Raw genomic sequence first — 1,415 nt, forward strand, 5'->3', positions numbered from 1 at the left:
GGCCCGGGAGATGGAGGAGCAGATCGCGGACATCGCCGCCCGGGGAGGTGCTGAGGAATGATCAAGGAATACCGTACCATACAGGAGGTCAACGGCCCCCTGATGGTGGTGCGCCGGGTGTCCGGCGTCACCTACGACGAGCTGGGGGAGATTGAGCTGCCCGACGGCACCGTGCGCCGCTGCCAGGTGCTGGAGGTCAACGGCGACAACGCCGTGGTTCAGCTCTTTGAGTCCTCCGCGGGCATCAACCTGGCCGAGTCCAAGGTGCGCTTCCTGGGCCACCCCCTCCAGCTGGGCGTGTCCGGCGACATGCTGGGCCGGGTGTTCAACGGCATGGGCAAGCCCATCGACGGCGGCCCGGAGATTCTGGCCGAGGAGTACCGGGACATCAACGGCCTGCCCATGAACCCCGCCGCCCGGGACTACCCCAACGAGTTCATCCAGACGGGCATCTCCACCATCGACGGCCTGAATACCCTGGTGCGCGGCCAGAAGCTGCCCATCTTCTCCGGCTCCGGCCTGCCCCACGCGGCCCTGGCCGCCCAGATCGCCCGGCAGGCCCGTGTGCTGGGGGACGACGCGGGCAACTTCGCCGTGGTCTTTGCCGCCATCGGCATCACCTTCGAGGAGTCCGACTTCTTCGTACAGGAGTTCCGCCGCACCGGCGCCATCGACCGGACGGTGCTCTTCACAAACCTGGCCAACGACCCGGCGGTGGAGCGCATCGCCACCCCCCGCATGGCCCTCACCGCCGCCGAGTACCTGGCCTTCGAGAAGGGCATGCACGTGCTGGTCATCATGACCGACATCACCAACTACGCCGAGGCCCTGCGCGAGGTGTCCGCCGCCAAGAAGGAGGTGCCCGGACGCCGGGGCTACCCCGGCTACCTCTACACCAATCTGGCCACCCTCTATGAGCGGGCGGGGCGGCAGCTGGGCAAGAGCGGCTCCATCACCCTCATCCCCATCCTCACCATGCCCGAGGACGACAAGACCCACCCCATCCCCGATCTGACCGGCTATATCACCGAGGGACAGATCATCCTCTCCCGGGAGCTCTACCGCAAGGGCATCATCCCGCCGGTGGACGTGCTGCCCTCCCTGTCCCGCCTGAAGGACAAGGGCGTGGGCCCCGGCAAGACGCGGGAGGATCACGCGGGAACCATGAACCAGCTCTTTGCCGCCTATTCCACCGGCAAGGAGAACAAGGAGCTCATGAGCATCCTGGGCGAGGCCGCCCTGTCCCCCACCGACCTCCAGTACGCCAAGTTCGCCGACGAGTTCGAAAAGCGCTACGTGGCCCAGGGCAGCGACGAGAACCGCTCCATCGAGGAGACTCTGGATCTGGGCTGGGAGCTGCTGAGCATCCTGCCCAAGGCGGAGCTCAAGCGCATCAAGCCGGAGTTCATTGAGAA

1 protein-coding gene is annotated in these 1,415 nt (G+C 66.6%); it reads left to right on the forward strand.

Annotation, left to right across the window (positions count from 1 at the left end; translation table 11 throughout):
• Nucleotides 1-57: 57 nt before the first annotated feature.
• A partial coding sequence (locus ACESY8_RS19670) for a V-type ATP synthase subunit B (RefSeq protein ID WP_195384588.1) occupies nt 58-1,415 on the forward strand: 1,358 nt, incomplete at its 3' end.

Origin of the sequence: Clostridium sp. ATCC BAA-442, from assembly GCF_964239415.1 — a bacterium.
Taxonomy (GTDB): domain Bacteria; phylum Bacillota; class Clostridia; order Oscillospirales; family Oscillospiraceae; genus Flavonifractor; species Flavonifractor plautii.